This is a genomic window from Brachybacterium zhongshanense, from assembly GCF_055385755.1.
In genome coordinates this window covers 2,040,112-2,065,284 of record NZ_AP043790.1, presented here as the reverse complement: position 1 = coordinate 2,065,284, position 25,173 = coordinate 2,040,112, and the positions used below count along the sequence as shown (strand labels likewise).

The 25,173-nt window shown below is 70.8% G+C and carries 22 protein-coding genes and 1 pseudogene; 18 read left to right on the top strand and 5 right to left on the bottom strand.

Translation table 11 applies throughout. The annotated features are described in order from the left end of the window. The first annotated feature begins 88 nt into the window (after positions 1–88). Positions 89–1,123 carry a tyrosine recombinase XerC gene (locus tag ACZ5AJ_RS09260; RefSeq protein ID WP_464133229.1) on the top strand — a complete coding sequence of 345 codons (1,035 nt, stop codon included), beginning with the start codon at positions 89–91 and terminating at the stop codon, positions 1,121–1,123. Positions 1,124–1,414: 291 nt separating this feature from the next. Here the strand turns inward: ACZ5AJ_RS09260 and ACZ5AJ_RS09255 are convergent. Continuing rightward, a pseudogene (locus ACZ5AJ_RS09255) lies at positions 1,415–1,726 on the bottom strand (peptidoglycan DD-metalloendopeptidase family protein); the annotation flags it as partial. 562 nt (positions 1,727–2,288) lie between these two features. Between ACZ5AJ_RS09255 and rpsB the strand changes: the two are divergent. The 12 genes from rpsB (at position 2,289) to ACZ5AJ_RS09195 (ending at position 13,825) form a co-directional block, all read left to right on the top strand. Then, positions 2,289–3,182, top strand: coding sequence for a 30S ribosomal protein S2 (gene rpsB, locus ACZ5AJ_RS09250; protein ID WP_464133226.1), 894 nt, complete (start codon positions 2,289–2,291; stop codon positions 3,180–3,182). Between the two features lie 103 nt (positions 3,183–3,285). Next, positions 3,286–4,110 carry a translation elongation factor Ts gene (gene tsf / locus ACZ5AJ_RS09245; protein ID WP_464133223.1) on the top strand — a complete coding sequence of 275 codons (825 nt, stop codon included), beginning with the start codon at positions 3,286–3,288 and terminating at the stop codon, positions 4,108–4,110. A gap of 136 nt (positions 4,111–4,246) precedes the next feature. Further along, positions 4,247–5,005 (top strand): UMP kinase, encoded by a 759-nt coding sequence (gene pyrH / locus ACZ5AJ_RS09240; protein ID WP_464133221.1) that lies wholly within the window; start codon positions 4,247–4,249, stop codon positions 5,003–5,005. Positions 5,006–5,192: 187 nt separating this feature from the next. After that, the gene (gene frr / locus ACZ5AJ_RS09235) at positions 5,193–5,759 is read left to right on the top strand and encodes a ribosome recycling factor (RefSeq protein WP_464133218.1); all 567 of its coding nucleotides are present in this window, start codon (positions 5,193–5,195) and stop codon (positions 5,757–5,759) included. 22 nt (positions 5,760–5,781) lie between these two features. Further along, positions 5,782–6,768, top strand: a complete 987-nt coding sequence (locus tag ACZ5AJ_RS09230) for a phosphatidate cytidylyltransferase (protein ID WP_464133216.1) — start codon at positions 5,782–5,784, stop codon at positions 6,766–6,768. After that, the gene (rlmN, locus tag ACZ5AJ_RS09225; protein WP_464133213.1) at positions 6,765–8,021 is read left to right on the top strand and encodes a dual-specificity RNA methyltransferase RlmN; all 1,257 of its coding nucleotides are present in this window, start codon (positions 6,765–6,767) and stop codon (positions 8,019–8,021) included. The genes ACZ5AJ_RS09230 and rlmN overlap by 4 nt, the downstream gene beginning before the upstream one ends. Continuing rightward, a complete protein-coding gene (locus ACZ5AJ_RS09220; RefSeq protein WP_464133211.1) occupies positions 8,018–8,404 on the top strand; it encodes a DivIVA domain-containing protein in 387 nt (128 codons plus the stop codon). The genes rlmN and ACZ5AJ_RS09220 overlap by 4 nt, the downstream gene beginning before the upstream one ends. 129 nt (positions 8,405–8,533) lie before the next feature. Beyond that, on the top strand, positions 8,534–9,082 hold the full coding sequence (locus tag ACZ5AJ_RS09215) for a DivIVA domain-containing protein (protein ID WP_464133208.1): 549 nt from the start codon (positions 8,534–8,536) through the stop codon (positions 9,080–9,082). 74 nt (positions 9,083–9,156) lie between these two features. Continuing rightward, positions 9,157–10,347, top strand: coding sequence for a 1-deoxy-D-xylulose-5-phosphate reductoisomerase (gene dxr / locus ACZ5AJ_RS09210; RefSeq protein WP_464138739.1), 1,191 nt, complete (start codon positions 9,157–9,159; stop codon positions 10,345–10,347). Next, entirely contained in the window at positions 10,344–11,681 is a 1,338-nt protein-coding gene (locus ACZ5AJ_RS09205; protein ID WP_464133205.1) for a M50 family metallopeptidase, read from the top strand. The genes dxr and ACZ5AJ_RS09205 overlap by 4 nt, the downstream gene beginning before the upstream one ends. 133 nt (positions 11,682–11,814) lie before the next feature. Next, positions 11,815–12,972 (top strand): flavodoxin-dependent (E)-4-hydroxy-3-methylbut-2-enyl-diphosphate synthase, encoded by a 1,158-nt coding sequence (ispG, locus tag ACZ5AJ_RS09200; protein WP_464133202.1) that lies wholly within the window; start codon positions 11,815–11,817, stop codon positions 12,970–12,972. A 28-nt stretch (positions 12,973–13,000) separates the two neighbouring features. Continuing rightward, the gene (locus tag ACZ5AJ_RS09195) at positions 13,001–13,825 is read left to right on the top strand and encodes a GNAT family N-acetyltransferase (RefSeq protein ID WP_464133200.1); all 825 of its coding nucleotides are present in this window, start codon (positions 13,001–13,003) and stop codon (positions 13,823–13,825) included. A gap of 68 nt (positions 13,826–13,893) precedes the next feature. Here the strand turns inward: ACZ5AJ_RS09195 and ACZ5AJ_RS09190 are convergent, their stop codons facing one another. The 3 genes from ACZ5AJ_RS09190 to ACZ5AJ_RS09180 form a co-directional block, all read right to left on the bottom strand. Continuing rightward, positions 13,894–14,745, bottom strand: coding sequence for a class I SAM-dependent methyltransferase (locus ACZ5AJ_RS09190; protein WP_464133196.1), 852 nt, complete (start codon positions 14,743–14,745; stop codon positions 13,894–13,896). A gap of 114 nt (positions 14,746–14,859) precedes the next feature. Continuing rightward, the gene (locus ACZ5AJ_RS09185) at positions 14,860–16,176 is read right to left on the bottom strand and encodes a glycoside hydrolase family 15 protein (protein ID WP_464138738.1); all 1,317 of its coding nucleotides are present in this window, start codon (positions 16,174–16,176) and stop codon (positions 14,860–14,862) included. Between the two features lie 78 nt (positions 16,177–16,254). Beyond that, a complete protein-coding gene (locus ACZ5AJ_RS09180) occupies positions 16,255–16,578 on the bottom strand; it encodes a 4a-hydroxytetrahydrobiopterin dehydratase (protein ID WP_464133193.1) in 324 nt (107 codons plus the stop codon). A 205-nt stretch (positions 16,579–16,783) separates the two neighbouring features. Between ACZ5AJ_RS09180 and ACZ5AJ_RS09175 the strand changes: the two genes are divergently transcribed. Continuing rightward, positions 16,784–18,574 (top strand): proline--tRNA ligase, encoded by a 1,791-nt coding sequence (locus tag ACZ5AJ_RS09175; RefSeq protein WP_464133189.1) that lies wholly within the window; start codon positions 16,784–16,786, stop codon positions 18,572–18,574. Between the two features lie 125 nt (positions 18,575–18,699). On the opposite strand, the gene ACZ5AJ_RS09170 is transcribed toward ACZ5AJ_RS09175, so the two are convergent. Next, positions 18,700–19,932, bottom strand: a complete 1,233-nt coding sequence (locus ACZ5AJ_RS09170) for a DUF4439 domain-containing protein (protein ID WP_464133186.1) — start codon at positions 19,930–19,932, stop codon at positions 18,700–18,702. Positions 19,933–20,063: 131 nt separating this feature from the next. On the opposite strand from ACZ5AJ_RS09170, the gene ACZ5AJ_RS09165 reads away from it, so the two are divergent. From ACZ5AJ_RS09165 to infB, 4 genes are all read left to right on the top strand, one after another. Next, complete coding sequence (locus tag ACZ5AJ_RS09165) at positions 20,064–20,645, top strand: ribosome maturation factor RimP (protein WP_464133184.1); 582 nt, start codon at positions 20,064–20,066, stop codon at positions 20,643–20,645. Between the two features lies 1 nt (position 20,646). Then, entirely contained in the window at positions 20,647–21,675 is a 1,029-nt protein-coding gene (nusA, locus tag ACZ5AJ_RS09160; RefSeq protein WP_464133181.1) for a transcription termination factor NusA, read from the top strand. Continuing rightward, positions 21,602–22,201, top strand: a complete 600-nt coding sequence (locus tag ACZ5AJ_RS09155; protein WP_464133176.1) for a YlxR family protein — start codon at positions 21,602–21,604, stop codon at positions 22,199–22,201. Before nusA ends, ACZ5AJ_RS09155 begins: the two co-directional genes overlap by 74 nt. Before the next feature lie 96 nt (positions 22,202–22,297). Next, positions 22,298–25,168, top strand: a complete 2,871-nt coding sequence (infB, locus tag ACZ5AJ_RS09150) for a translation initiation factor IF-2 (RefSeq protein WP_464133174.1) — start codon at positions 22,298–22,300, stop codon at positions 25,166–25,168. The last annotated feature ends 5 nt before the right edge of the window (positions 25,169–25,173 follow it).

Here is a 25,173-nt window from a genome sequence, read left to right as displayed (position 1 = left end):
CCCGCCTCGGGGCATCACGGTGTCGACCCGCTCCTGACGGTGTCGTCGCGCTCCTGGACTTCAGACAGGGATGGGCGACACTGGTGCGATGACCCCACAGGGAGCGCCGGACGCCGAGTCCCCGATGCCGGACGTCCAGGACGGCATCGGCGAGCTCGATCGCTCGCAGATGATGATCCTGGAGGCCTTCGCCGCGCATCTGGGGCTCGAGCGCGGGCGCTCCGAGCACACGGTGCGCGCGTACGTCCGGGAGGCCGAGGATCTCCTGCTCCATCTGCGCGATGTCGAGCGGGCGGATCTCGCCGAGCTTGATATCGCTGCGCTGCGCTCCTGGCTCGCCTCGAGGGCGGAGACCGGGGTCGCAGCGAGCACCCTCGCCCGCTCCGCTGCGGCCGCCCGCACCTTCAGCACCTGGCTCGCCGCCACAGGGAGGATTCCGCACGACGTGGGCGGACGGCTGCGCGCCCCCAAGCGCGGCCGGCATCTGCCGACCGTCCTGTCGGTCGACCAGGCGACGGAGCTCATGGACGAGGCCGACAGCGCCGACGCTGACGCGCGGCCGACGGACCTGCAGCAGCAGTCTGCGCGACCGGATCCGGTCTCGCGGGCGGTCGCGCTGCGTGACGCGGCGATCCTGGAGCTCCTGTACTCCTCCGGCCTTCGCGTCTCCGAGCTCGTCGCCCTCGACCGGAACGGGCTCGATCGCTCCCGACGGACGGTGCGGGTGCGGGGCAAGGGGGACAGGGATCGCGTCGTCCCCGTCGGGGCGCCGGCTCTCGAGGCGATCTCACGCTGGGAGAACGATGGCCGCCCCATCCTGTTCGATCGCGGGGGAGCTCGAGCGGGGGAGGCGCTCTTCCTGGGAGCAAGGGGCGGCCGGATCGGCGATCGGGCTGTGCGGACCCTCGTGGAGCGGCACTCCGCGGCAGCCGGCATCGATCGCAGGATCAGTCCGCACACGCTGCGCCACAGCGCTGCGACCCATCTCGTCGAGGGAGGTGCTGATCTGCGCAGCGTGCAGGACTTCCTCGGGCATTCCTCCCTGGCGACCACGCAGATCTACACGCATGTGAGCGCCGAGCGTCTGCGCAGCACGGTCGAGCAGGCGCATCCGCGGGCCTGAGGCGATGCGTGCCGGATCCCGGGATCCGTCCGGGGATCGGCGGAGCGCCGCCGATGCGCTCGGAGCAGTCCTCCTGATGCCATCCCAGCGCAGCAGGACGCTGGGGGCCTGAGCACCCAGGAGCAGGAGCGGATCGATGTACGCCTTCGAGCCCCGGCGTGCTCCCAGATGCAGGCAGCTCCTGCCCCCGCAGTGCGAGGAGGCGCTGATCGCATCGCCCTCCTCATGATCCTGCTCCCTTCCTCGGACGCTCCCGATCCTCTCGCCTGCGCTCACGGCGTCCCCGGCGCTCACCTCGGCACTGACAGGCTCATAGGTGGAGATCAGCCCGTCGGCGTGGATGATCGAGACGACTCCCCGGCCGGCGATCTCGCCGACGAACCGCACCGTCCCGGACTCGACGGCACGCACCTCGGCACCCGCTTCGGTCCCGATGTCGATCCCGCGGTGGCCCGGTCCGTAAGGGCCGTCCGGAGCCTCGAAGGAACGGACCACGGAGGGGGACGGGCCGACGGGCCATTGCCAGCGAGGTCCGTCGGCGCCGGCCCCGGCGGGAGCCAGGAGGTCGGTGCCCAGGAGGATGGCGAGGACGAGCGCCAGCATGCGCAGGAGCAGGCGCCGACGCTGGGCCGGCGGCTGAAGCGGCGCAGAGGATGCGGGGCCGGAGCTGGAGGACAGCTCCGGCCCGGGCGGCGACGAATGCGAGAGGAGCGGGCGGGGCGGAGCGGAGCGCGGGGTCATGAGCGCCATCCCATGCCCTGCTCACGTCGCTGTCGCCGCGGCGCGAAGGAATGTGGATGAGCATGGTCTGTGGAGGAGCACTGGCATCCGGGATCGCTGGTCAGTAGCCATCGCGCCGCGCAGGAGGGCGGCGCCGTGGGGCGGTGCGCCACGTGACGCATCACGCGCGGGGTCCAGTCTGAGCGTCGGATAGACTCATGCCAGCATCCGGTCCGTCCGGATGACTTCGCGTGCCCACCAGGGCTCGTCGTCCAGCGGTCCCCGTCGGCCCCGCTTCCAGCGGAGCCTCCGGGGCGGGCGACCTCCCGGGCACCAGGCCCCGCACCACCCGGTGCAGGGGAGGAACCGAGAACGAGGTCCTGCGCGAGGACCGCGGACGCCCACGGGTGCACCGCGCGAGCCCAGGATCGGAACAGGACCCACCATGGCAGTCGTGACCATGCGCCAGCTCCTCGAGAGCGGTGTCCACTTCGGGCACCAGACCCGTCGCTGGAACCCGAAGATGCGTCGCTTCATCTTCACCGAGCGCAACGGCATCTACATCGTCGACCTCATGCAGACCCTGTCGTACATCGACAAGGCCTACGACTTCGTCAAGCAGACGGTCGCCCACGGCGGCACCGTGCTGTTCGTCGGCACCAAGAAGCAGGCTCAGGAGTCCATCCAGGAGCAGGCGACCCGCGTGGGCATGCCCTACGTCAACCAGCGCTGGCTGGGTGGCATGCTCACCAACCTGCAGACGGTCTCGCAGCGCGTGAACCGCCTGAAGGAGCTCGAGCAGATCGACTTCGACGATGTGGCCTCCTCGGGCCGCACCAAGAAGGAGCTGCTGATGATGCGTCGTGAGAAGGACAAGCTCGAGAAGACCCTCGGCGGCATCCGCGACATGTCCAAGGCCCCCTCCGCGGTGTGGGTCGTGGACACCAACAAGGAGCACCTGGCCGTCGATGAGGCCCAGAAGCTCAACATCCCGGTCGTCGCCATCCTCGACACCAACTGCGATCCCGATGAGGTCGCCTACCCCATCCCGGGCAATGACGACGCCATCCGCTCCGTCACGCTGCTCACCCGCGTGATCGCCGATGCCGTGGCCGCCGGCCTGCAGGAGCGTCACGCCAAGAGCACCGGCGGCGAGAAGAACGTCTCCGCCGTCGACGCCGAGCCGCTGGCCGAGTGGGAGCGCGAGCTCCTCGCTCAGTCCGAGGTGCAGCAGCAGGACGCCCCGGCCGAGGAGTCCGTGGCCGCCGAGGCCGCTGCCGAGGCGCCCGCCGAGGCCGCCGCCGAGGAGTCCTCCACCGAGGCTCCGGCCGCCGAGTGACCCGCCGGGCCCGGGACCGACGTCCGCGTCGGTCCCGGGCCCTCCCACGGGCGGCCGAGCCGTCCGTCCCTGCACGCACGCAGCTCCCACAAGGAAGAGGAACATGGCTAACTACACGGCAGCCGACATCAAGGAGATCCGCGAGGCCACCGGCGCGGGCATGCTCGACGTCAAGAAGGCCCTCGACGAGGCCGACGGCGACAAGACCAAGGCCGTGGAGATCATCCGCGTCAAGGGCCTGAAGGGCATCGCCAAGCGCGAGGGCCGCACCGCCTCCGAGGGCCTGGTGGCCTTCGACATCCGCGACGGCGAGGGCGGTCAGACCGGCACCCTGGTCGAGATCAACTCCGAGACCGACTTCGTGGCCAAGAACGAGAAGTTCATCGCCCTGGGCGATGAGGCCGTCGCGGCGGCCGTCGAGTCCGGCGCCTCCGAGCCGGCCGAGCTGGCTGCGACCCCCTTCGGCGAGGCCCTCACCAACGCCAGTGCCACCATGGGTGAGAAGATCGAGGTCCGTCGCATCGGTCGCGTCACCGGCGAGGTCGTCACCTCGTACATGCACCGCACCAACAAGGACCTGCCCCCGCAGGTCGGCGTGCTCGTCGCCACCGACAAGGCCGGCGCCGAGGTCGCGCGCGACGTCGCCATGCACATCGCCGCGTACTCCCCGAAGTACCTCACGCGTGACGAGGTCCCCGCGGAGACCGTGGAGAACGAGCGTCGCATCGCCGAGGAGACCGCGAAGAACGAGGGCAAGCCGGAGAAGGCTCTGCCCAAGATCGTCGAGGGACGCCTGAACGGCTTCTTCAAGGAGAACGTCCTGCTGGACCAGGCGTTCGCCAAGGACCCGAAGCAGAGCGTCGGCAAGGTCGTCGAGGCCGCGGGCGGCACCGTCACCGGTTTCGTCCGCTTCCGCGTCGGCAACTGATCCGGCGTCGGGCCGGGGCGTGCAGCCTCGTCCCGCCCTGGCCGCGCGTGAGCGTGACCACCAGCTCGCGGCCCCGCACCTTCGGTGCGGGGCCGCGCCGGTATCATCACCGATGACCTCGACCGGAAGGACTTCCATGACCCAGGCGACCATCACTTCGCAGATCCCGGTTCTCCCCAAGAAGGAGGGCGGTCGGAGGGTTCTGCTGAAGCTGTCCGGTGAGGCCTTCGGCGGCGGTGCCGTGGGCGTCGACCCCGATGTGGTCTCCCGCATCGCCGCGGAGATCGCCGAGGCCGTGGCTCAGGGCATCGAGTGCGCGATCGTCGTCGGCGGCGGCAACTTCTTCCGCGGAGCGGAGCTCTCCCAGCGCGGGATGGACCGTCGGCGCGCGGATTACATGGGCATGCTCGGCACGGTCATGAACTGCCTCGCCCTGCAGGACTTCCTGGAGCAGAAGGGCGTCTCCACCCGCGTCCAGACGGCCATCACGATGGGCCAGGTCGCAGAGCCGTACCTTCCGCTGCGAGCCGTGCGCCACCTGGAGAAGGGGCGTGTGGTCATCTTCGGTGCGGGTGCCGGCATGCCGTACTTCTCGACCGACACCGTCGCCGTCCAGAGGGCGCTGGAGATCGGCTGCCAGGAGGTGCTGATGGCCAAGAACGGCGTCGACGGCGTCTACACCGCCGATCCTCGCATCGACCCCGATGCCCAGAAGCTCGATGCCATCACCTATGCGGAGGCGCTCCAGCGCAACCTGCGGGTCGTGGACGCGACGGCCTTCAGCCTCTGCATGGACAATGCCCAGCCGATGATGGTCTTCGGCCTCGACTCGCCCGGGAACATCACCCGTGCGATGGTGGGCGAGCGCATCGGCACCCTCGTCACCGGAGCCTGAGAGCCCTCGACCGCCCGGCCGCGATCGTCCCCGCCGCCCCGTCCCGATGGGGGAGGCGGCGCGGCCGCGCGTCCCACCTGCCTCTTCCCCCCGCATCCGACCGTCGCAGCGCCCATGCGCGACAATGGACCCGACCGTCTTCGATCGCGCCCGCGATCACCCCTTCGACACCGAGGAGCACCCGACCATGAGCGATGACATCCCCAGCATCCTGAAGGACGCCGAGTCCAGGATGGTCAAGTCGATCGGGGTGACCAAGGACGAGTTCTCCGCGATCCGCACCGGCCGCGCCAGCGCTGCGATGTTCGAGGGCATCAGCGTCGAGTACTACGGCGCTCCCACTCCGCTGAACCAGCTCGCCTCGCTGCAGTTCCCCGAGGCCCGCACGGTCATCGTCACCCCCTACGACAAGACCTCGACCAGCGCTGTCGAGTCCGCTCTGCGCGAGTCGGACCTCGGGGTGAATCCCACGAACAACGGCGACAACCTGCGCGTGGTGCTGCCGGCCCTCACCGAGGAGCGCCGCCGAGAGTACGTCAAGCTCGCCAGGAACAAGGCCGAGGACGGGAAGGTCGCGATCCGGGCCTCGCGCGGGAACGCCAAGAAGGCCATCGAGAAGCTCGTCAAGGACAAGGAGATCGGCGAGGACGAGGGCGCTCGAGCCGAGAAGGAGCTGGAGGCCCTCACCAAGCGTCACATCGAGCTGGTCGACGAGGCGCTCAGCGCCAAGGAGACCGAGCTCGAGACGATCTGATCGGGAAGCCCGGCATCCTCCTGTGACCTCACCGGCACCTTCGTCGTACACCCCCGCCGCCCCGGCCACCTTCGGGGCGGCGCTCGGCCTGCCCGATCCTGCGCCGCGTGGGGGACGGGCCGCCCGGACGACGGACGATCGGGCACCGCAGCGGCCGTCGGAGCCTCCGCAGGAGTCGGAGGGGACGGGAAGCCCGGCCAAGCGCGGGCCCGGGCGCAATCTGCCGGCAGCGATAGGCGTCGGCGTCGGACTCGTCGCGCTGCTGCTGGGGTCGCTGCTGGTCGTGCCTGCGGCCTTCCCCGTCGTGGTGAGTCTGGCGATGGTCCTCGGGATCCTCGAGGCCACCCGTGCGCTGTCCGAGGGCGGTCTGCGGGTCCCGTCGCTGCCCCTGCTCGTCGGCGGCGTCGGCATGGTGGTCTCGACGGTCGTGCTCGGGGGCGAGGGCCTGCTGATCGCGACCGCCGCCGCGGTGTGCGTCCTGATCCTGTGGCGCGTGACCGAGTCCATGGGCCTCACCGCGCTGCGGGACGTCGCGGGGGGCGTGTTCACGATCGCCTGGGTGCCGTTCCTCGGCTGCTTCACCCTGCTCCTCTTCGACCAGGCGCAGGGCCCCTATCTGGTCCTCCTCGCCGTCCTGACGCCTGCGGGCAACGACATCGGCGGGTACATCGCCGGAGTCCTGTTCGGCTCCCATCCGATGGCTCCGAGCATCAGCCCGAAGAAGAGCTGGGAGGGCTTCATCGGGTCGCTGCTGATGGGCGTCGGCGTCGCCCTCGCGATCACCATGCTCCTGCTGGACGAGAGCTGGTGGATCGGGGTCGTCGTCGGCGTCGTGCTGGTGATCGTCTCGACCTGCGGTGATCTCGCAGAGTCGCTCCTCAAGCGCGACCTGGGGATCAAGGACATGGGCGATCTCCTGCCCGGCCATGGAGGCGTGCTCGATCGCATCGACTCGATACTTCTCGCGGCCCCCACCACCTTCATCATCCTGGAGCTGCTGCTGCCATGACCACCTCATCCGCACCATCCGGGAACCCGGACCTCTCGCGCGAAGCGATCCCCGGCCAGAAGGTCGCACTGGCCCCCGGACAGCTCCAGCTGCGCCCCACCCGCCGAGGCAAGGCGCCTGCGCATCTCGCCGACCTCTCGCTGCCCGAGCGGATCGAAGCGGTGCAGGAGATGGGGCTCCCAGCCTTCCGCGCCAAGCAGCTGTCCAAGCACTACTTCGAGCACTTCACGACCGAGCCCGACGATCTCACCGACCTGCCCAAGGATCGGCGCGCGGAGCTCGTCGAGCGCTTCTTCCCGACGCTGCTGACGCCGGTCTCGCGCCAGAGCGCCGACCATGGCGCGACCCAGAAGTTCCTGTGGAAGCTGTTCGACGGCTCTCTCGTGGAGTCCGTGCTCATGCGCTACAGCGATCGGGTGACGCTGTGCATCTCGTCGGAAGCAGGCTGCGGCATGAACTGCCCCTTCTGCGCGACCGGGCAGATGGGCCTGACCCGCAACCTCTCCACCGCGGAGATCCTCGAGCAGGTGCGCATCGCCAACCGGCTCCTCTCGACGGGCCAGCTGCCCGGCGGGCCGGGACGGGTCTCGAACATCGTGTTCATGGGCATGGGGGAGCCGCTGGCGAACTACCGTCCGGTGGCGACGGTGTGCAGGCGCCTGAACGCCCCGGCACCGGAGGGCTTCGGGATGGGGGCCCGTCACATCACGGTCTCGACCGTCGGTCTGGCGCCCGCGGTGCGCAAGCTCGTCAAGGAGGAGATCCCGGTGACCCTGGCGGTCTCGCTGCACGCTCCCGATGACGAGCTCCGCAACGAGCTGGTCCCGATCAACACGCGATTCGACGTCGACGAGATCCTCTCCGCGGCCCATGAGTACTTCGAGGCCACCGGTCGACGGGTGAGCATCGAGTATGCGCTGATCCGGGACATCAACGATCAGGAGCATCGCGCTCAGCTGCTCGCGGACCGGCTGATCGCTCACGGTGGCGCCCACTGGGTGCATGTGAACCCGATCCCGCTGAACCCGGTGAAGGGATCCAAGTGGACCGCCTCCGACCCGCTGGTCGAGAAGCGCTTCGTGGAGACCCTGCGGGCGAACGGGATCTCCGCGACGATCCGCGACACGCGCGGATCGGACATCGACGGCGCATGCGGACAGCTCGCGGCCGAGGTCATCGAGACAGACGCCCACCGCGCTGATCGGGAGGCGCGAGTGGCGAGGGTGGAGGCCGTCGCGGGAGGCGTCCAGTGATCGTCCGCTTCACGACGACCCGCCTGTCGGGGGGCTACGACATGCAGGAGGTCGACGACTTCCTGGACCGTGTCGAACCTGTGCTGCGAGGGACCTGCGCCGCCGGGCCGGGCGCCTCGATCACCCCGGAGGAGGTGCTGCAGCTCCGCTTCTCCTCGACCCGCTTCGGCGAGGGGTACGCGATGGACGAGGTCGACGATCTCCTCGACAGCGTGATCGTCCCGATGCTGCGCGGCGAGCTCGCCTACGACCCCGAGCGCGACTACACGGCCGCCTCCGGCGGCGTGCGGGACTCCGCGGAGGCCGACTCCGGAGGAGGCGGGACGCTCCGGGCGCCCCGGAGGCGCGGAGGGGTCCTCCAGCGCCTGTTCGGCGGCCGATGAGCGGCCGACGATGAGATGACGACGTCGAAGGGCCGGTGGCGGGCCGACGGCGCGACGCAGAGCCTCCGACGGCGTCCAGCATGGCGCCGCTACAGTGGGACACCGACAGCACCGAGGAAGGATCCACAGGTGAGCACATCGTTCGAACGGGTCTCCCGTTTCAGCGTCGGGTACGACATGGGCGAGGTCGACGCATTCCTGTCCCGTGCGCGCACGGCGTACGAGGGCCGCGAGCCCGGGTTCGACGGGGCGGACATCACCTCGGCGAGCTTCGGCACCGAGCGCGGCGGCTACGACATGCGCGTGGTCGACGAGGCGCTCGATCGCCTCTCCGACGCCTTCGCGCTCCAGGCGAGGGACGACGCCATCGCCGAGAAGGGCGAGTCCGCCTGGATCGCGGAGCTCACCGAGCGGGCCGAGGTGCTCAAGGAGCGTCTCGAACGACCGGCGGGGGAGCGCTTCGCCCCTGCGGCGAGCGGTGAGGCCGCCTACGACCGGGCTGATGTGGACGCGCTCTGCGACCAGCTGGTCGCCTACTTCACCGAGGGCCTCCCGATGAGCGTGGACGATGTCCGTCGGGCCGCCTTCCGCCGCCGCCGCGGTGCGGAGGGCTACCGCGAGGCCGTCGTCGACGTCTACCTCGACCACGTCGCGGACGTGATGGCCTCCGTCCCGTGACCGGCGCCGGGCAGTCGACCGCCGCCGAGCGGAGCGTCGGTCGCTCAGCGGTCCCGGGCAGACCTCCGCGGCGCATCGTGCTGCTGGGATCCACCGGGTCCATCGGCACGCAGACGCTCGATGTCCTCTCCCGCTACCCCGGGGTCGGGATCCTGCACGGCATCGCCGTCGGCGGTTCCCGGCCCGAGCTGGTGGCACGACAGGTGATCGATCACCGCCCTGAGCGGGTGGTGGTCTCCGACGCCGAGCGCGTCGAGTCCGTCGAGCGCGCCATCGCGTCCGTCTGCGCAGCCGAGCAGGTCGCTGTTCCGCGTCTGGACGCGGGCCAGGAGGCGGTCGTCGATCTCGCCGGCTCCCTCGGCGACGGTGACGCGGTGCTCAACGCGATCACGGGGTCCGTCGGCCTCCTGCCGACGCTCGCCGTCCTCGCCAGCGGTGCCCGCCTCGCTCTCGCGAACAAGGAGTCCCTCGTCGTCGGCGGTGAGCTCGTCACGCGTGCCGCCGCTCCCGGGCAGATCCTCCCGGTGGACTCCGAGCACACCGCGATCGCCCAGGCGATAGCGGGCGTCCGCCATGACCAGATCGATCGTCTCGTCGTCACCGCCTCCGGGGGCCCGTTCCGAGGACGAACCCGCGAGCAGCTCGCCGCCGTATCTCCCGAGCAGGCGCTCGCGCACCCCACCTGGGCGATGGGGCCGGTGATCACGACCAACTCGGCGACGCTGGTGAACAAGGCCCTCGAGGTGATCGAGGCCTGCTTCCAGTTCGACCTGCCCGAGGACCGTGTGGACGTCGTCGTGCATCCGCAGTCGATCGTGCACTCGATGGCGACCTTCGTGGACGGTTCGACGATCGCGCAGGCCAGCCCTCCGGACATGCGCCATGCGATCGGCTGGGCCCTCGCCCATCCCGAGAAGCTGCCTCGGCTCGCCGCGCCCCTGGACTTCTCCGCGGCGCAGAGCTGGACCTTCGAGCCGGTCGACGAGGAGACCTTCCCCGCCATCCGCCTCGCCCGTGCCGCGCACCGCACGGGAGGAGGAGCGATGGCCGCCTACAACGCGGCCAACGAGGAGGCCGTGGCCGCCTTCCTCGCCGGACGGCTGCCGTTCCTGGGCATCGTCGATCTCGTCAGGTCCGTCCTCGACCATCCCGAGCGGCCTCGGGCCCGGGTCGAGGACGGCGTTCCCGCAGTCCTCGAGGTCGAAGCGTGGGCTCGTCGCACCGCCGCCGAGAGCATCGCGCGCTGGGCGGGCGAGGACCGATGACCGTCGCGCTCTTCGTGATCGGCATCCTCGTGGTCGCCGTCGGGCTCGCGATCTCGATCGCGCTGCATGAGATCGGGCATCTGGTGCCCGCGAAGCTGTTCGGCGTCAAGGTCACGCAGTACATGATCGGCTTCGGCCCGACCATCTGGTCCCGCCGGCGCGGAGAGACGGAGTACGGCGTCAAGGCGTTCCCGCTGGGCGGGTACATCCGGATGATCGGCATGTACCCGCCGCACAGGGGAGAGCCCGAGGGCGCGGTGCGCGAGGACTCCACCGGCTTCTTCCAGCAGATGGCGGAGGAGGCCAAGGAGTACGAGTCCTCCCAGTACGATCCGGCCGACCGTCACCGCACCTTCGTCGCGCTGACGGTCCCGAGGAAGATCGTGGTCATGCTCGGCGGGCCGTTCATGAACCTCCTCATCTCGATCGTCCTGATCACCGTGCTCGCCTGCGGCTTCGGCATGACCGAGGTGACTCCGAAGGTGCAGTCGGTCTCCCAGTGCGTGCTGCCGATCGATGCCGCCGAGGACGCCACCTGCGACGGCCAGGAGGAGGCACCGGCGCTCGCCGCCGGCATCGAGCCGGACGATGTCCTCGTCGAGATCGGCGGGCAGGACATCGCGACCTGGGACGACGTGACCGAGGCGGTGCGGGCCTCCGGCGGGGAGACCGTGGAAATCGTCGTGGAGCGGGACGGGCAGGAGCTCACGCTCCAGGCCACGCCGATCATCGACGCTCGTCCGGTCTATGACGAGAGCGGCACCGCGATCGTCGACGAGGACGGACGGTACGTCACGGAGGACGTCGGCTTCCTGGGCGTCTCCGGGACGCCTGAGCTCGTGCCGCAGTCGCCGGCGGTGGTGCCCGGCCTGGTGTGGGACGCCTTCTCACGGACCGGTCAGATCATCGTGACCCTGCCGATGCGGCTGTACGACGTCGCGCAGGCGGCCTTCGGCTCCGCCGAGCGCGATCCCGAGGGCCCGATAGGCGTGGTCGGCGTCTCCCGCCTCGCGGGCGAGATCGCCTCCGCCGACCAGCCGGGCTTCGAGCTCAAGGAGAAGGCTGCGACGCTCGTGTCGATGCTCGCATCGCTGAACATGGCGCTCTTCGTGTTCAACCTGGTGCCGCTGCTCCCGCTGGATGGCGGGCACGTGCTGGGCGCGCTCATCGAGGGGGTGAGGCGACTGCTCGCGCGACTGCGAGGTCGCCCGGACCCCGGACCGTTCGACATCTCGAGGATGCTCCCGCTCACCAACGCCGTGGCGCTCCTCTTCGTCGGCATGACGCTGCTGCTGGTCTATGCCGACATCGTCAGGCCCATCACGCTGTTCTGAGAGGCTGCTCCTCAGCGCTCGTCGGCTGCTCGGCCCGGCTCGGATGTGCCGCCCGCCACGCGCATCGTGCAGGAGAGGTGGAGATGACCCACGTCGCCTCCCGGCGGTGGGGGCGCGCGTCCATAATGGTGTGGTGACTTCCGTGAGCCTCGGCATCCCCTCCGTCAAGACGGCGCCGCCCGTCCTCGCGCCCCGCCGCAAGACCCGCAAGGTGCGACTGGGTGACATCGCCGTCGGCGGTGACGCTCCCGTGACCGTCCAGTCGATGACGACCACTCCGACGCACGACATCAACGCGACGCTCCAGCAGATCGCCGAGCTGACGGCGGCGGGCTGCGACATCGTGCGGGTGGCCTGCCCGCGCCAGGAGGACGCCGACGCGCTGGTCGCGATCGCCGCGAAGTCCCCGATCCCGGTGATCGCCGACATCCACTTCCAGCCCAAGTACGTCTTCGCCGCGATCGAGGCCGGCTGCGCAGGCGTCCGTGTGAACCCGGGCAACATCCGTCGTTTCGACGACCAGGTCAAGGACATCGCTCAGGCGGCGAAGGACCATGGCACGGCGCTGCGCATCGGCGTGAACGCCGGAAGCATCGACAAGCGCATGATGAAGGGCGACCGCGTGACCCCGGAGGCGCTGGTCGCCTCTGCCGTGTGGGAGGCCTCCCTGTTCGAGGAGCATGACTTCCACGAGTTCGGGATCTCGGTCAAGCACAACGATCCGGTGATCATGGTGGAGGCCTACCGTCAGCTGTCGGAGAAGGGCGACTGGCCGCTCCATCTCGGCGTCACCGAGGCCGGTCCCGCCTTCCAGGGCACCATCAAGTCCTCGGTCGCCTTCGGCATCCTGCTGGGCGAGGGCATCGGCGACACCATCCGCGTCTCGCTCTCCGCCCCTCCGGTGGAGGAGGTCAAGGTCGGCAACCAGATCCTCCAGTCGCTGAACCTCAAGCCCCGCAAGCTCGACATCGTCTCCTGCCCCTCCTGCGGCCGTGCCCAGGTGGATGTCTACACCCTCGCGGAGAAGGTCACCGAGGGGCTCAAGCACCTCGAGGTGCCGCTGCGGGTGGCGGTCATGGGGTGCGTCGTCAACGGGCCGGGGGAGGCCCGGGAGGCGGATCTCGGCGTCGCGTCGGGCAACGGCAAGGGACAGATCTTCGTCAAGGGCGAGGTCATCAAGACCGTCATGGAGGACGAGATCGTCGACACCCTGGTCGCCGAGGCGACGCGCATCGCGGCAGAGATGGGCGATGGCGCCGAGTCTGGCACGCCGTCCGTGGCTGTGAGCTGACCATCCCGTGTTCCGGCGGGGGACGAAGGTGCGGCCGGTCCGGTCCGGAGGCGCCGACGCCGCGCTCGCGCTCGCGCTGCGCGATCCGGCGAAGAACGCCCTGGGGGGTTCCCGGCTCCGGGAGCTGCGTCGCACGGGCGGCGTCGCCGGGGAGTTCTCCGCGATCGGCGAGGAGCTCACGCCCCGCGGCGTGCTCTGGCACGGCGTGAACATCTCCCCGATGGGTGCCACCGAGGAGGCTCTGGAGGAGTTCGGCCGGCACCTCTCGCAGCGCTCGCGCCGCTCGAGCTCGATCGTCGGTCCGCGCGATGACGTCGAGCTCCTGTGGAGATCCATGGGCGGGGCCTGGGTCGATGCGGTGCGCGAGTATCGCTGGAGCCAGCCGCTCCTCCTGGCCGACGGGGCGGCGCCGGACCTCGGGGATGTCGGGCTGCGACAGGCTCGACCGGGGGAGGAGTCGATGGTCTTCCCTGCAGCGGTGGCGATGTTCCGCGAGGAGGTCGGCGTCGACCCCGTGCGCGGTGACGGAGGGCGCGCCTACTCCTCCCGCGTCGCGGATCTCGTGCGGGCCGGGCGCAGCTACGTGGTCGTCGAGCGCGGCCAGGTCCTGTTCAAGGCCGACGTCGGAGCCGTCTTCGGTCCCGTCGCCCAGATCCATGGCGTGTGGGTCCGGCCCGCCTATCGCAGCCGCGGGCTCGGACGGGCGGCGATGGCGCAGCTGGTCCACCAGGTCCGGCGCGACCACGCCGAGAAGGTCTCGCTGTACGTCAACGACTTCAACGAGCCCGCTCGACGGGCGTACGCCGCCGCGGGCTTCCAGCGCATCGGCGAGCTCTCGACGATCCTGTTCTAGGTGCACTCGGCCGTGCAGGCTCGGTCCAACCGGTTCGCGCTGGCCCTGGACCAGGACCCGCGCGCCGCTCACTCAGGCAGATGGGCGGTGAGCACGTACTGCATGGCCAGCTGATCGGGGTCCTCGCGAAGCCGATAGCGGCGACCCTCGCGGACCATCAGCTCCGGCCACGGCATCCATGCCGAGTACGGGGTCTCCTCGAAGCTGTCGAGCACCAGACCCGCCTCCAGCACCGCGGTGATGATCTCCCCGACGGAGTGGTTCCACTCGTGGCTGATCGTATGGGTGAACTCCGGAGCGCCCTCCGGCGTCTCCACATAGCTTCCGGGCTGGTCCCAGGTCGTCGGCCGATCTCGCTGGAAGTAGGGCTGGCCCAGCCTCAGTCCGTCGGACACGTCATCGGCGACGGCCATGAACATGGGATGGTCGTCGCGGATCAGGAAGCGACCGCCGGGTCGCAGCAGGGAGGCGACCACGCGCGCCCAGTCGGCGACGTCGGGCAGCCAGCACAGCACTCCGATCGACGTGTAGACCAGGTCGAAGCGCCCATCGACCACCTGGCGGGCGTCGTAGACGTTCGCCTCCACGAAATCGATCTCCGCGTCGCACCGGGCGGCGATCGCTCGAGCACGGCGCACCGCCTGTCCGGAGAGGTCCACACCCACGACCCGTCGAGCCCCCAGGCGCGCGAGACCCACCGTGTCCGTGCCCAGATGGCACTGCAGATGGATCACGTCCTTCCCGGTCAGGTCGCCGATCCGCTCGCGGTCCTGCTCGACCTCTCCGAGCGCCGTCGGATCCTCCACGAGCTCGCGGATCCCATATCCGGCCGCCTCGTGCAGCGCAGCCCGGTCGTCCCAGTTCGACCTGTTCTGCGCGAACCAGCCCGCCAGCTCATCGTGACCGCCATCAGCTCCCATGGGCATGACCCTAGGCCGGTCGCCGTCGTCTGTCGCCTCATTTGCGGTGAAGGCCGGCGGTCGGACCCGCCCGGATGCCCATGGGTGCTCGCGGGCGCGCGCCCGCGGGCGACGTCAGCTCAGCGCATCCAGAGCCAGCAGCACGTTCGCTGCGGTCCACGACAGCGGGGCGACGCTGGCGGGCCTGCCGTCGTGGAGGACCTTCTCAGGCAGCGATCCGGCCCCGGTCCGATGCTCGGCGAGCCAGTGCAGGGTCTCCTTCGCCTGCTCCGCATGCCCGGCCCGGGCGAGGCCCAGCGCGAGCAGGCTGGTCGACGGGGTCCAGCTGATGCCGTCCTCGCGCCATGCCGCTCCAGGAGCGATGCCACCCGCGGGACGAGCCAGCTCCTGCCGCAGGCACAGCAGATCCGCGGAGGGCACGAGGCCGCTGATGCCGAGGGCGTCGGGCAGCGCACGGGCGGAGTCGGCGCCTCCGCCGGAACGGTACCGCTGCCATCCGCCGACGCCGAAGGTGCCTTCGGTCAGGAGGAGGAAGGACTCGGCGACCTCGGCGATCGCTGCGCCGCCGTCGATCTCGGCGGCCGAGCGCAGCCCCGCGAGCGTGGCCGTCATCGTCTCGAGCGTGACCGAGCGCTCGGGGACCTCCCAGTAGTCGGGGGAGACCGGCGGGAGGTGGCGTCCCCCGCCGGTGGCCTCGATCAGCAGCTCGGTGGAGTCGTCGATGAGCGTCGCGAGCCGATCGCGGACTGCACCGACCGAACCGTCGTCCGAGCCGGCATCGTCCGAGCCGTCGTCGACCGTGCCCATCACCTCGGCCACGGCCCACAGCATCAGGCCGGTCCCGTCGACCTGGGCGGCTCGGTCGTCGGGGGAGCGTCCGGTGTCCAGCGTGTAGCGAGCCTCGAACCAGGTCCGCGGGCGCTGGAGGGACTGCATGTGCTCGAGGGCATCGATCGCCATCGCGACGTGGCCGGTGCGCGCGAGGGCGACGGCGCAGAACGCGACATCTCGCGGCCAGAGGTATCGCCAGTTCGAGGTCCAGCCGGCGACGGGAGCAGGCAGGCCGTCGGTGAGCGCCCACAGATCCCACAGCGCGCCCTCGGCGAGATCGTGCAGCTCGGCGGGGACGCGATCCAGCCAGCTCGAGGCCGCTCGGCGGAAGGAGAGGGCACGTGCGGCCGGAGGGGCTTCGTCGGGGACATCGGCGAGAAGGCGTGTTCCGGGGGACACCTCGGCGGTCGGGGCCGCGTCGGAGCCGACGAGCACGCGCCGGGAATCGGCCGACAGCGCGACCGTCTGCGAGGCGAGCGGCAGCTCCGTGCGCGGGTCGACGGCTGTGGCGGAGCGATGCACGCCGGCGGCGATCAGACCGGATGCGCCCAGCACCCCGGCCCCGCCGAGCAGGAGGCGTCGGGCGAGCACCACGTCCATGTCCACGCCGATCGACTCCTCCCGTGCATCAATCCTCCGGCGTCGGCCCTGGAGGCGGGTCCAGCCTACGGCGGGCTCTCAGTCGTCGTCGGCCTCGTCCGTCGGGATTCCCGCCTGTGCGGCGAGAGAGGCGATGGTCGCGGCGAGGTCGATGTCCCGGGAGGTGATGCCTCCCACGTCGTGGCTGGTGAGGGTGACCGTCACACTCGGATACGTGAGCAGGACGTCCGGATGGTGTCCCGCCTCCTCCGCGGCTGCGCCGATGCGCTCGACGAGGGCGAGACCGGTGGCGAAGTCCCCGGTGCGGAAGCGGGCGGTGAGCTCGGGAGTGGAGGCGCGGAAGCCGTCCGGAACGGCCGCGGCGACCTCCTCGGTGCTGAGGATGCGGGTGTCGTCGTCCATGCGGTCACCCTGCCACGGCTCGCCCTCTCATGCACCACCCTGATCTCTCGCGCCCCGCTCGCCTCGCCCCGCCGCGCTCGCTGCGCATCTCCTCCGCACGCGCCGCCCGGGTCCCCTGCGCACTGGCCCTCGCTCGCGCCCACTACCATGGGGCGGGGTCCGTCGTCGGCGTCGGTCCCGTTCCTCACGTCCGAAAGGTCCCTCCATGATCCGTCTGTCCTCCTCGTTCGTCCGCACTCTGCGCGAGGACCCGTCGGATGCCGAGGTCGCGAGCCACAAGCTGCTGGTGCGCGCCGGGTACATCCGCCGCAGCGCCCCGGGCGTGTACACGTGGCTCCCGCTGGGACTGCGGGTGCTGCGCAGGGTCGAGCAGATCGTGCGCGAGGAGCAGGACGCGATCGGCGGCCAGGAGCTCCTGTTCTCCGCTCTGCAGCCCCGCGAGCCCTATGAGGCCACCGGCCGCTGGGAGGAGTACGGGCCCACCCTGTTCCGGCTGCAGGACCGCAAGAGCGCCGACTACCTCCTCGCGCCGACGCATGAGGAGATGTTCGCGCTCGCCGTGAAGGACCTGTTCTCGTCGTACAAGGACCTCCCGGTGATGCTGTACCAGGTGCAGACGAAGTACCGCGACGAGGCGCGCCCGCGCGCGGGCCTGCTGCGCGTGCGCGAGTTCGTCATGAAGGATGCCTACTCCTTCGACATCGACGACGCCGGCCTCGACGTGTCGTACCTCAAGCAGCGTGCCGCCTATCAGCGGACCTTCGACCGCCTCGGCCTGCCGACGGTGATCTGCCAGGCCGACGCCGGCGCCATGGGCGGATCGCGCTCGGAGGAGTTCCTGCACCCGACGCCCATCGGCGAGGACACCTTCGTGGTCTCGGACGGCGGCTACGCGGCGAACGTCGAGGCCGTCACCACCGTCGCCCCCGAGCCGCTGACGGATGAGCAGATCGCCCAGCTGCCGGCGATGCACGTCGAGGACACCCCGGGAGCCTCGACGATCGCCGCGCTCACCGACTTCTCCAATGCGGAGTTCCCCGGTGCGGGACCCATCGCGGAGGACGGCAGCTGGACCCGCTACGAGATGCTCAAGCACCTCGTCTACCTGCTCCACCATCCCGACGGATCCACGGAGCCCCTGGTCATCGCCCTGCCCGGGGATCGGGAGATCGACGACAAGCGCCTCGAGGCCGCTGTCGCCCCGGCCGTCGCAGTGCCCTTCGGGGATGAGGACTTCGCAGCGCATCCGGTGCTCGCGAAGGGGTTCATCGGCCCGGAGGGGCTGGGCCTCGAGTCGCCCTCGAAGATCCGCTATCTCGTGGACCCGCGCGTCGTGCCGGGTACCCGCTGGGTCGCCGGGGCCGGGGAGGCGGGCAAGCACGTCTACGACCTGGTCTTCGGGCGAGACTTCACGGCCGACGGGACGATCGAGGCCGCAGAGGTCCGCGACGGCGATCCCGCTCCCGACGGCTCGGGGCCGCTGCGTCTGACCCGCGGCATGGAGATGGGGCACATCTTCCAGCTCGGCCGGAAGTACGCCGAGGCGCTCGACGTGAAGGTCCTCGATCCCCACGGCAGGTCCGTCACGGTCACCATGGGCTCCTATGGCATCGGCGTGACCCGCGCGGTCGCCGCGATCGCCGAGCTCCACCATGACGACAAGGGCCTGGTGTGGCCCCGCTCGGTCGCTCCGGCCGACGTGCATGTGCTGGCCACGGGTAAGGACTCCTCGGTCTTCGAGGCCGCGGAGGAGATCGCCGGGGACCTCGAGGCCGCGGGTCTGAGCGTCATCTACGACGACCGTCCCAAGGTCTCCCCGGGCGTGAAGTTCAAGGACGCCGAGCTGCTGGGCATGCCGGCATCGGTCGTGGTCGGGCGCAGCCTCGCCGACGGTATCGTGGAGGTCCGCGACCGGGCCACGGGGCAGGTCGTCGAGGTCGCCCCCGACGGCGTCCTCGCGCAGATCCGCGCCTTCGCGGAGGCCGCCGGCGTCTGAGAGGGCATGCGGGGCGGCGCTCTCGCTGCGGCCCTCTCGGCCCGTGGCCGGCCGCTCCGCGCGGCGGGCCGGCGCCGGATGCTCCGCCGACGGAGCTGCTGGACGCGCCTCGGAAGGTGGCGCCCTCAGCTCGCGTCGACGTCCTCGACGGTGAGCGAGGGGACTGCATCGAGGGTGCGGCGCAGGCCCGACAGCGTCGCAGCCTGCGAGAGGGAGGCCGCGATGGCGATCGGCCGACGTGCGAACGGGGCGGCTCCGACCAGGGACAGATGGGCGACCAGCACCGCATCGGCGACCTGGGTCGGCAGGGCGGCTGCGGTGGCGTCGTCGAGCTCGCCGCCAGGCAGGGCGTAGACGGCCTGACGCTCGACCACCTCGACGCCGTCCTCCTCGGCGATCTCAGCGAGCTCCTCCGCCCGTGCACGGTGGACCTCGCTGAGAGCGCTGTGCGCAGCGCGCTCATCGTCGGCGGAGCGCGCCGCGAGCACCTCATGGACGTACCCCGCGTACCACTCCTGCTCCTGGGCTCCGACGAGCGTCAGCTCGTAGTCGCTGGCGGCGCCGATCGAGGGCGGGTCCTGCGCGGGGACCTCACGGCTCGGGACGATGTCCTCGGGGTCGGGGATGGTCGTCCCGAGGGAGGAACCGGTGGCGAGGATGATCCGTTCGGCGGCGAACTGGGCGTGCGCGCCGATCGCCGCGACAGGACGGGCCAGTGATCCGGACACCTGACGGGCCGCGTCGGTGCACAGGTCGCGGAGCGCGATGAGCGCCGTGACCAGTCCGTCCGGGTCCGCGGGGAGCTCGGCGGGATCCGGTGCGGCGGAGGCGGCGGAGTCCTGTGCTCCGGAGTCCCCGCCCTCATCGCCGGCGGACGCCTCCTCCTCGTCCTCGACCTCTGCACCGGTGAGCAGGGCCGTGCGCTGGACGGGGAGCGCGGCCTCGAGCTCGGCGAGGGCGACCTCGAGGAGATCGCTGCCAGCGTCTGCACCGTCTGCACCGTCCGAGCCGTCTGCGTCGTCGGCTTCCGGGGCAGTGCCGGCGACGACGGCGGCGGCACCGGCGATCAGGAGGTCGAGCTGAGCGATGAGGTCGGTCCTGTACAGGTCATCGATGCCCGGCGGGGGCGGTGTGTAGGTCGCGGGCTGTCCGAGCTGGACAGGGCCGCAGGCGCTCAGCAGGGGCCCGGCCGAGAGCGCGCTGAGGATCCCGGCGCCCGCCAGGAGCAGGCCTCTCCTGCTGGGGCGACGGTCGCGCGCCTCGAGGGCTTCGGCGCCCTCGGCAGCCGGAGAGGCAGGCGATGGGGCGCGGGAGGAGGGGGCCGAGCGGTCGGCGCGGGCGGGGGAGACGTATGGCACGGGAGGATTCTCGCACCCGCGGTCCTCAGGAGCGCGAAAGGATGGCGCGCCCACTATCCTGGGTGCAGTCCCCGCGGCCGGTGCGGCCTCGAGGGACCAGGAAACCATACGCAGGAGGAGGTGAGCGAACGATGAGCACCGTCGATCCCCACCCGGCCCTGCAGGAGGCCGCCCGGCGCGTCCTCGGCGAGCACGGTCTCGTCCTCGAGGAGGTCGTCGTGCGCGGTCGGTCAGGAGTCCCCGAGGTCAGGCTGGTCGTCGATCTCCCAGAGGACCGGCTGGGCGCCGTGGACATGGACACGGTCTCGGCGGCGGCCACGGCGCTGAACGCCCTGATCGACGAGGACGAGTCGCTGCTGGGTCCCGGGCCCTCGCTCGTCGAGGTGACGACCCCTGGCATCGACCGGCCGCTCACCGCCCCGCGTCACTTCCGGCGTGCGAGAGGTCGTCTGCTCGAGCTGACCCTGGCGAGCGGAGCGGTCCACCGCGCGCGCCTGCTGGATGTCGCCGACGACGATGCGCTGACACTCCGACCGGAACCGGGTCGCGACGACCGCGGCCGGCCCCTGAAGCTCCCGAAGGATGCTCCCGCCCGTCTCGAGATCCCCTTCGCGGAGGTCGAACGGGCACGCGTCCAGATCGAGTTCGACCCGCCCGCCGACCTCGAGCAGCTGCTCGCCGAGGCCGCCCGCCCCACCGCTGAGGAGAGCTGAAATGGACATCGACATGGGAGCGCTGCGTGCGCTCGAGCGCGAGCGCGACATCCGTCTGCCGGTGCTGCTGGATGCGATCCGCTCGGCGCTCCACGCCGCCTATCTGCACACCGATCATCCGGTGCGCGACTCCGAGGTGATCATCGACGAGAAGACCGGTCAGGTCGCCGTGATCGCCCGAGAGCTCGACGCGGACGGCAACGTGGTCGAGGAGTGGGACGACACTCCGGAGAACTTCGGTCGCGTCGCCGCGTCCACGGCCCGCCAGGTGATCTTCCAGCGGATCCGCGATCTCGAGGACGAGGCGGTGCTGGGGGAGTATGCGGACCGTGCCGACGACATCGTCTCCGGCATCATCCAGCAGGGCCGCGATCCGCGGATGGTCTTCGTCGACCTCGGCGGGGTCGAGGCCGTGCTGCCTCCGCATGAGCGGGTGCCGGGGGAGGAATACTCGCACGGCAAGCGTCTGCGCGCCTATGTCACCGAGGCGCGCCGTGGGCCCAAGGGCCCGCAGATCACGCTCTCGCGCTCGCATCCGAACCTGGTGCGGAGGCTGTTCGCGCTCGAGGTGCCGGAGGTCGCCGACGGCACCGTCGAGATCATCGGGCTCGCCCGAGAGGCCGGGCATCGCACCAAGATGGCGGTGCGGGCGACCGTGCCCGGCGTGAACCCCAAGGGGGCCTGCATCGGGCCCATGGGTGCGCGAGTGCGATCCGTGATGAACGAGCTCTCGGGCGAGAAGATCGACATCGTCGACTATGACGAGGACCCCGCGGCCTACGTCGCCAACGCGCTGTCCCCGGCTCGGGTGACGAGCGTCGTGGTGATCGACGAGGTCGGACGCGCTGTGCGTGCGACCGTCCCGGCTGCGCAGTTCTCGCTGGCCATCGGCAAGGACGGGCAGAACGCGCGTCTGGCCGCGAAGCTGACCGGCTGGAAGATCGACATCCGACCGGATGATGCGCCGGAGGGCCAGGACGAGCCCGAGGGGCAGCATCATGCGGAGCCGCCGGAGACTGCAGAGTCCTGAGAGGCCTCGGAGTCCCCGGAGCCCGGCGGGGATCGCTGAGTACGCTGCCGGGCCGGGAGAGCGCTGCGCCCCGCCCCACGGTGCCGGATGTGGCGCAGGACTCTCCGGTTCCCGGAGCACAGCAAGGGTCCGTTACACTGGGGAGGCTGTTCGTCCAGCATCGATGTCGCCCGACCGGGGCGCGGAGATGCGGACGGGAGCTCGGAACGGAGGTCGCGGTCAGGTGGATATGCCTGTGCCCCGCCATCCCGAGCGCACGTGCGTCGGCTGTCGTCAGACCGCCCCGCGCGAACAGCTGATGCGTCTGGTCCGGGAGCCGGCTCCCGACGGCGCCTCGCCTCGCGTCCGGCTCGATCCTCGTCGATCGGCTCCGGGACGCGGAGCATGGCTCCACCCTGACGCGTCATGCCTCGACCTCGCCCTGCGGCGAGGCGGCTTCGCCCGCTCGTTCAGGGGCGCGGTCGACACCGGACCGCTGATCCGGGACCTCGAGGCCTTCGAGCCCACCATCCAGTGGAACAGGTAGAAGAACCCATGGACATCCGATGAGTACTCGATCATGAGCACCCTCTGGAACTAATGGTCCGCGCCCTCTTGTCGGCCGGACCGAGACAGGAGAATTGTGGCTAAGGTCCGCGTCCACGAGCTCGCCAAGGAGCTCGGACAGCCGAGCAAGGTCGTTCTGCAGAAGCTGCAGGACATGGGCGAGTTCGTCCGCTCCGCCTCGTCGACCATCGAGGCACCCGTCGCACGTCGGCTGCGTGAGGAGTTCCCCTCCGCCGGTGGCGACAGCGCTCCCGCGAAGAGCGCCCCCGCTCCCACCGCCAAGCCTGGCGGCGCCCCGAAGCCCGGCGGCGCTCCCAAGCCCGGCTCGCCCGCTGCGGCGAAGCCCGGTCGCAAGCCCGCGCCGGCTCCTGAGGCGGCGGCCCCGAAGGCTCAGGCCGTCGAGGAGACGCCCCAGGCTCCGGCGGCCGAGGCCGCTCCGAAGCCTGCCGCGTCGTCGGCCCCGAAGCCCGGAGCCGCCCCCAAGCCCGGTGCCGCGCGCCCCGAGCCGACCTCGTCCGAGCGTCCCGCTCGCACCCCCAAGCCGGGCGGCGAGCGACCTTCGCCGCGTCCGGGCAGCGCCCGTCCCGGCAACAACCCGTTCGCGACCTCCCAGGGCATGCCGCGCCCTGGCAGCCCGCGCCCCAAGCAGGGCGGCCGCGGGCCCCGCGAGGGCGGCGCCCCGCGCCCCGGCAACAACCCGTTCGCGACCTCGCAGGGCATGCCGCGTCCCGGTGGACATCGCCCCGCTCCGCAGCGGGACGGCCAGGGCGCACCGCGTCCCGGCGGTCGGGACGGTGCTCCGCGCCCCGGCGGCCAGCGTCCCGGCGGCGCACCCCGTCCCGGCGCGCCCACTCCCGGCATCATGCGCCAGCACTCGCACGGCGGACTTGCCGACGCCCGCTCCGGCGGCGGCGACCGCGGTCGCGGCGGACGCCCCGGAGGCGGCGGCCGTCCCGGAGGTCCCACCGGAGGCCCCGGTGGCGGTCCTCGCGGTGGCCGCGGCGGTCGCGGCGCCACGCAGGGCGCCTTCGGACGCGGCGGCAAGCCCGCGCGCTCGCGCAAGTCGAAGCGCACGAAGCGCCAGGAGTACGAGCAGATGCACGCTCCCGCTCCCGGCGGCGTGCAGATCCCTCGCGGCGACGGAAGCACCCGCATCCGTCTGCGCCGCGGTGCTTCGCTGACCGACTTCGCGGATCGCATCGATGTGAACCCGGCGTCGCTGATCACCGTGCTCTTCGCGATGGGTGAGATGGCCACGGCCACGCAGTCGCTGGACGAGGACACCTTCCACCTGCTCGGCGAGGAGCTCGGCTACAAGATCGAGATCGTCTCGCCGGAGGACGAGGAGCGCGAGCTGCTCGAGCAGTTCGACATCGATCTCGATGCCGAGCTCGCGGAGGAGGACGACGCCGATCGTCTGCCGCGTCCGCCGGTCGTCACGGTCATGGGTCACGTCGACCACGGCAAGACCCGGCTGCTGGACACCATCCGCAAGTCGAAGGTCGGCGCCGGCGAGGCGGGTGGCATCACCCAGCACATCGGCGCCTACCAGGTCGAGGTGGAGCATGAGGGCGCCGACCGCGCCATCACGTTCATCGACACCCCGGGCCACGAGGCGTTCACCGCCATGCGTGCCCGCGGCGCGCAGGTCACGGACATCGCGATCCTCGTGGTGGCCGCCGACGACGGCGTCATGCCGCAGACGATCGAGGCGCTCAACCACGCCCAGGCGGCGAACGTGCCGATCGTGGTGGCCGTCAACAAGATCGACAAGCCCGAGGCGAACCCGGCCAAGATCCGCCAGCAGCTGACCGAGTACAACCTGATCGCCGAGGAGTACGGCGGCGAGACCATGTTCGTCGACGTCTCCGCTCGCGAGAACCTGCACATCGACGATCTGCTCGAAGCGGTCCTGCTGACGGCGGATGCCTCCCTGGACCTGCGGGCGAATCCCGACAAGGACGCTCGCGGCGTGTCCATCGAGGCGAACCTGGACCGCGGTCGCGGTCCGGTCGCCACGGTGCTGATCCAGCAGGGCACCCTGCACGTGGGCGACTCGATCGTCTGCGGATCCGGCCATGGCCGCGTCCGTGCGATGCTCGACGAGAACGGCGATGCCGTCGACGAGGCGGGCCCTTCCCGCCCCGTCCAGGTGCTGGGTCTCACCTCGGTGCCCGGCGCCGGCGACTCCCTCCTGGTCGCCCAGGACGAGCGCACGGCTCGCCAGATCGCTGAGAAGCGCGAGGCCGCCAAGCGCGCCGCGTCGCTGTCCAAGGCTCGCAAGCGCATCTCGCTCGAGGACATCAACAAGCACATGGCTGAGGGCAAGGTCGAGACCCTCAACCTCATCCTCAAGGGCGACGCGGCCGGTGCCGTCGAGGCTCTGGAGGAGTCGCTGCTGGGCATCGATGTCGGCGATGAGGTGCAGCTGCGCATCATCGACCGCGGCGTCGGCGCCATCACGATGAACAACATCAACCTGGCTGTCGCCTCGGACGCGGTGATCATCGGCTACAACGTGCGCGCCGAGGGTCAGAACGCGGAGTACGCCGACCGCGAGGGCGTGGAGATCAAGTACTACTCGGTCATCTACAACGCCATCGACGAGATCGAGCAGGCCCTCAAGGGCATGCTCAAGCCGGAGTACGAGGAGGTCGAGCTGGGCTCGGCGGAGATCCGCGAGATCTTCCGCTCGTCCAAGTTCGGCAACATCGCCGGTTCGATCGTCCGCAGCGGTCTCATCCGTCGCGGTGCCAAGGCTCGCATCACCCGCGATGGCGTGGTGGTCACCGAGAGCCTCGAGATCGCTGGCCTGCGCCGCTTCAAGGACGATGTCACCGAGGTCCGCGAGGGCTATGAGTGCGGCATCAACCTGGGATCCTTCAACGACCTGCAGCTCGGCGACGTCATCACGACGTACGAGATGCAGGAGAAGCCCCGCAGCTGATCGCA